This window comes from Staphylococcus sp. B1(2026), from assembly GCF_058895785.1.
Genome location: NZ_JBZXTS010000067.1, coordinates 1 through 5,617, shown reverse-complemented (window position 1 = coordinate 5,617; position 5,617 = coordinate 1). Strand labels below are relative to the sequence as shown.

Here is a 5,617-nt window from a genome sequence, read left to right as displayed (position 1 = left end):
TTTTTAAAAGCTTTAAACCCTCTTGCCCCCCATAGGATTTTGAACTAGGCAATAGATACACCCAAATCAATTATAAAACATTTTGAAACTTATACTTTTTTAATTTCTATGGACTTAAGATTATTAATAGAACTTTCTCTTAATATTAATTGTGTATGCGTTACTGTATGAATAGGTTCAGTATAGCTACCATTTAGTATATTTAATAATGTAAGACTGCCAATTGTTCCGATTTGTCTGGCTGCAATAGCGACTGTACTTAAACTCGGTACAGTATAAGTGCTGACTTCATTATCTCCGAAACCAATAATGCTAACACGCTGAGGTACAGGAATCTGTGCTTCTGCTAAAGCACGTAAAGCACCTATAGCCATAGTATCACTACTAATAAAAAAAGCTGTAGGCAAATCATCTTGTAAAGTATTGATAGCTAGTTTCATTGTTTGATAACCAGACTCTATACTAAAATCTCCTTTAAAGATGTAACTTTCAGTTAATAAATTTAATCTTGTCATTTCTTGCCTGAAAATAGAAGAACGCGGATCAACTAAATTTAAAGCAACATCACTTTTACTTTCACCTTCAATCATACCAATTGATTGATGTCCTGTAGATAGAAAGTGTTGAATAATATTTCTTACAGAATGTAGAAAGTCAGCTGTTACACAGCTAATGTTTGCATGTAAAGTGTTTTGATTTAAGACGACTAAAGGTTTATTCAGTGATTTTAAACTATATAAGCTTTCATCGTCAAAATGACCAATAGCAATAATACCATCGACATTAGTTAAATCAGATGTCTTTTCGTTGAAAAAAGTACGTATTGTTTTATACTCTGTGTTTCTTAAAGTTGTTTCTACACCCCAACGTATAGCACGTAAAAATAAACTAGGTAAACTAACTTCTTTTTTATACCAGGTGGTAATAGCAATTGTACCATGAGATTTATTTATTTTTTCATTTTTCTTTTGATAATTTAATTGTGAAGCTATAGTTAATACTTTTTCTCTAGTTGCTGCGCTTACTTTTAATACTTTATCACCATTTAATATCCTAGATACAGTACTATTAGAAACGCCAGCTTGTGTTGCAATATCTTTAATTGTTGTCATAAAATATCAATCTTTCTATTTGTTATATTTTAAATTCATTATAGAACGAAGAACACTACAAGTCAATTTTACTAAAAAATAAAATTTTACTAAAAACATATTGATTTTAATGTGAATATTTGTTAGTATTAAAAATGTGATAGCGCTAACATAAAAAATAGAAAGAGGTGTTCTTAATGGCAGTGGATATATCTGCAGTACAGATTATATTATTAGTTTTATTATCAGCTTTATGTGGTATTGACCCGTATATTTCAGGCTTACAATTAAGTAAACCTGTGATTGCAGGTTTTCTTGCAGGTATTATTATGGGGGATATGAGTACAGGATTAGTTGTAGGAGCAACTTTACAATTAATGGTATTAGGTGTTGGGACATTCGGTGGTGCTTCTATCCCTGACTTTGGTACAGGTGCCATCATTGGGACAGCATTAGGAGCGATTAGTAATAAAGGTATTGAGTTTGCGATAGGTATCTCAATTCCAGTAGGTTTATTATTGGTTCAGTTAGATATTCTTGCAAGATTTAGTAATGTCTATTTTTTACATCGTATTGATAAACATATTGAAAATGAGCAATTTGACAAAGTTCCACGTGAAGCTTGGTATGGATTGATTCCAATTGCATTATCACGTGCACTACCTGTAGCTATTTCTTTAATTTTTGGTAATGAAGTCATTCAAACAATTTTGAAATATGCACCAGAATGGTTAATGAACGGGCTGCGTTTAGCAGGTACAGTTTTACCAGTAGTAGGTATTGCAATTTTATTACGTTATTTACCAGTTAAGCAATTTTTTGGTTATTTAGTTATTGGTTATATTTTAGCAGCTTATTTGAATATTCCAATGATGGGGATTGCTTTAGCAGGTTTAGCGGGAGCGGTTATTCATTTTAAAAAATTGAAAGAGCAAGATGCACAACCACGTGTTAGCACAAACGTTGATAGATTGGAGATTGAAGAAGATGAACTCTAAACAAATAAAATTAGATGAAAAAGATATTCGCCAAATCAGTTTACGTTATATGTTTGGTGGACAATTGGGCTGGAATTATGAAAGAATGATGAGTGTTGCGTATGTTCGTGCAATGTATCCAGCTCTAAAAAAAATGTACGGACATGATACACAACAATTTAAAGAAATTTTGAAAACAGAAATGCAATTTTTTAATACAAGCCCATTTTTAACGGCGATTATTATGGGAATGGATTTATCAATTCAAAATAAGGAAGGTTTTAAATCTAAAGATGCAGTCGCAGCAGTTAAGACAAGTTTAATGGGACCATTTGCTGCAGTAGGTGATGCTCTATTTGGAGCAGTATTACCAACTATTTTTGGGTCTTTAGCCGCTTATATGGCTTTAGAAAAAAATCCTATTGGTGTTATTTTATGGTTAGTTGCAGCAGTAGTAATTTTAGGATTACGTTATTTCGAATTACCGATTGCATTTAAAGAAGGAAGTAATTTATTAAATAGTATGGGTAATGTCTTGAAAAACTTGACAGAATCTGCTACTTTATTAGGTGTAATGGTTATTGGTGGTTTAATTCCAACAGTAGTAAAAGTAGTGGTGCCTTATGTAGTGAAAATAGGTGAGAAAAAGCTTGAATTACAAACGGAAGTGCTAGATAAACTATTACCTGCCTTTGTACCGTTAGTATTAGTAACTTTAGCTTACTGGTTATTAGGTAAAAAAGGGATGAACTCAACACGTGTAATTTGGATTTTCTTAATTTTATCTATTGTATTAAGTGCACTTAAAATTTTGGCAAAAGGTTAAAATGTCATTTATTATTTATTAGAAATTATATGAATTAACGGGTGGGAGTAAAAATTGAAAATCGTAGATTTTCTAAGTTACTCTCACTTTTTATTATGAAGGAGGTCAATATGAATATAAAGAAACAACCTAATATTATTTTATTAGTTGTCGATCAGATGAGATCAGATGCCTTATCATACAATAGTGTAGATAAATTTATTAATACGCCTACTTTAGATATGATGGCTAGTGAAGGCTATAATTTTATTAATGCTTATTCGCCGGTACCAAGTTGTGTGCCTGCAAGAGTTGCCTTGTTGACGGGTTTGAATCAGGAGACTAGTGGACGGGTTGGTTATGAAGATGAAGTACCTTGGAATTTCACAAATACTTTACCACAAACATTTAAAAATATGGGTTATCAAACAGAATGTATAGGTAAGATGCATGTATATCCTTCACGTAAACGTCTAGGCTTCGATCATGTTATTTTAAATGATGGATATTTGCATGTTGATAGAAAATATGACAAACCTTATGGAAATCAATTTAATTATGCCAATGACTATCTCGCTTTTTTAAAACAAGCATTAGGTTCAGAAGTGGATATGATTGATCATGGTTTAAATTGCAATGCTTGGCAAGCTCGTCCTTGGCAATATGCTGAAAATTTACATCCAACAAACTGGACAGTATCTGAAGCTATTAACTTTTTACAAAGACGAGATCCAACAATGCCATTTTTCTTGAAATTATCTTTTGAAAAACCACATGCACCTTTAGATCCACCTCAATATTATTTTGATATGTACATGAATAGTTTGCCAGAAAATGTTGATTTACATATAGGTAACTGGGAAGTGTTAGAAAATTTAATACCTAATATTACAGCTCTAAAAGGTAAGTTGAAAGCAGATGATCAGAGACGTATGTTAGCGGGTTATTATGGTTTAATTACACATCTAGATCATCAAATAAGTCGTTTGCTTATTGCACTAAAAGAATTTCGTCATGATAAAGATACTATAATATGGTTTATTTCAGACCATGGCGATCAATTAGGCGAACATTATTTATTTAGAAAAGGTTATCCTTATCAAGGTAGCATTCATGTACCATCATTTATTTATGACCCTGCTAATTTAATTGCTGGTCATAAAGGAACGATTAAGCAATTAGTTAAGATTCAGGATATTTTTCCATCACTTGTAGATTTAGTAGGTGGGGAAGAAGTCATAACTGATGGTAAAAGTGTTAAACAATTACTATTTGGACATTATGAAGGGTGGCGTAGTTATTTTCATGGGGAACATGCATTGGCAAACGATTCTAATCAATATATTTTATCAGAACAATATAAATTTATATGGTATCCAGTAAAAGATGAGTATCAGTTGTTTGATATGCAGAAGGATCCTAATGAAATGATAAATTTAATTCATGATAAAAAATATCAACCAATTATTAGAGAAATGACGCAAAAACTTGTTGATTATTTAACTGATCGAGAGGAAGGGTTTGTGGTTAATGGACAGTTAACACAAGTACCTTTAGAAAATATACGGACAACATTAGCAACAGGTAGGTGTTGAAATGACATTTTATCACATTAAAGGTGGAAGTTTTTTGATGGGTACTAATTCAGAACAAGGTGCGTTAGAAGATTATGAAGGGCCACAGACCGAAATTTATTTATCAGATTTTGAAATACAATCCACAACGGTAACAAATCAACAATTTAAAGAATTTATTCAAAAAACAAACTATAAAACATTAGCAGAGCAACAAGGATGGTCATTTGTTTTTATATTATTTATTCCGGAAAAAGAACGTCATTATTATGAACATACGGCTGGTGCGCCATGGTGGTTAAAAGTACCAGGTGCTTGTTGGAAACATCCATATGGGCAAAATAGTGATTTATCTGGTTTGGATCATCATCCAGTCGTCCATATTGCCTTACAAGATGCTTTGGCATATTGCGAATGGCAAGGTTCGACCTTACCTACAGAAGCACAATGGGAGTATGCTGCTCGTGGTGGTACAGTTACTGAATTTCCTTGGGGAGATGATTTAACAATTAAATCAGAGTATCGTGCTAATACTTGGCAAGGTACATTTCCTTATGATAATACAGCAGAAGATGGTTTTGTAGGTACGGCACCAGTGAATGCTTATCAACCTAATGCTTATGGACTTTATCAAATGATTGGTAATGTTTGGGAATGGTGTAGAAACCCTAGATATACATTATTAGATGATTTTAATGAAGAAACATACCATTTGGATATTCGAAGTATACGTCGTAGTGAATATGCTATTCGTGGTGGCTCGTTTTTATGTCATTGTTCTTACTGTAATAGATATCGTGTTGCTGCTAGGAATGGTGCACACTACCAATCTACAACAAGTCATTTAGGATTTCGTTGTATTAGAGAAAAATAAATAAGTTTATTAAATTGAACAGTTCTCTAATCTATAATTAAGACTTTTGAATGGTGATACTTGTTCTAGTGAACGTTATAAAATTAAATACAACATTAAATAAAATATAAATCTCATATTAACTTTGTGTAAACTGTTAATAACTACAAAAACAATCACATAGGTTAATATGAGATATTATTATTTACAATAAATGATAGAAATAAGATGGGGATTAATTGAATTAAGTGCATAAGGAATCGTTTTAAAAGCATTTAATACAAGTTCACTATTTTTATACTTACCTGCTGAATAAC

5 protein-coding genes are annotated in these 5,617 nt (G+C 31.9%); 4 read left to right on the top strand and 1 reads right to left on the bottom strand.

The genetic code is table 11. The features are described 5' to 3' along the window. Nucleotides 1–89: 89 nt before the first annotated feature. Nucleotides 90–1,112, bottom strand: coding sequence for a LacI family DNA-binding transcriptional regulator (locus tag AC5EAH_RS07670; protein WP_493494190.1), 1,023 nt, complete (start codon nucleotides 1,110–1,112; stop codon nucleotides 90–92). A 182-nt stretch (nucleotides 1,113–1,294) separates the two neighbouring features. Between AC5EAH_RS07670 and AC5EAH_RS07665 the strand changes: the two genes are divergently transcribed. The 4 genes from AC5EAH_RS07665 to AC5EAH_RS07650 all read left to right on the top strand — a co-directional run bounded on the left by AC5EAH_RS07665 (nucleotide 1,295) and on the right by AC5EAH_RS07650 (nucleotide 5,321). Continuing rightward, entirely contained in the window at nucleotides 1,295–2,089 is a 795-nt protein-coding gene (locus tag AC5EAH_RS07665; RefSeq protein WP_493494191.1) for a PTS mannose/fructose/sorbose/N-acetylgalactosamine transporter subunit IIC, read from the top strand. Then, complete coding sequence (locus tag AC5EAH_RS07660) at nucleotides 2,079–2,894, top strand: PTS system mannose/fructose/sorbose family transporter subunit IID (protein WP_493494189.1); 816 nt, start codon at nucleotides 2,079–2,081, stop codon at nucleotides 2,892–2,894. Before AC5EAH_RS07665 ends, AC5EAH_RS07660 begins: the two co-directional genes overlap by 11 nt. Before the next feature lie 110 nt (nucleotides 2,895–3,004). Then, nucleotides 3,005–4,468 (top strand): manganese-dependent arylsulfatase, encoded by a 1,464-nt coding sequence (locus AC5EAH_RS07655; RefSeq protein WP_493494188.1) that lies wholly within the window; start codon nucleotides 3,005–3,007, stop codon nucleotides 4,466–4,468. 1 nt (nucleotide 4,469) lies between these two features. After that, the gene (locus tag AC5EAH_RS07650) at nucleotides 4,470–5,321 is read left to right on the top strand and encodes a formylglycine-generating enzyme family protein (RefSeq protein ID WP_493494187.1); all 852 of its coding nucleotides are present in this window, start codon (nucleotides 4,470–4,472) and stop codon (nucleotides 5,319–5,321) included. The last annotated feature ends 296 nt before the right edge of the window (nucleotides 5,322–5,617 follow it).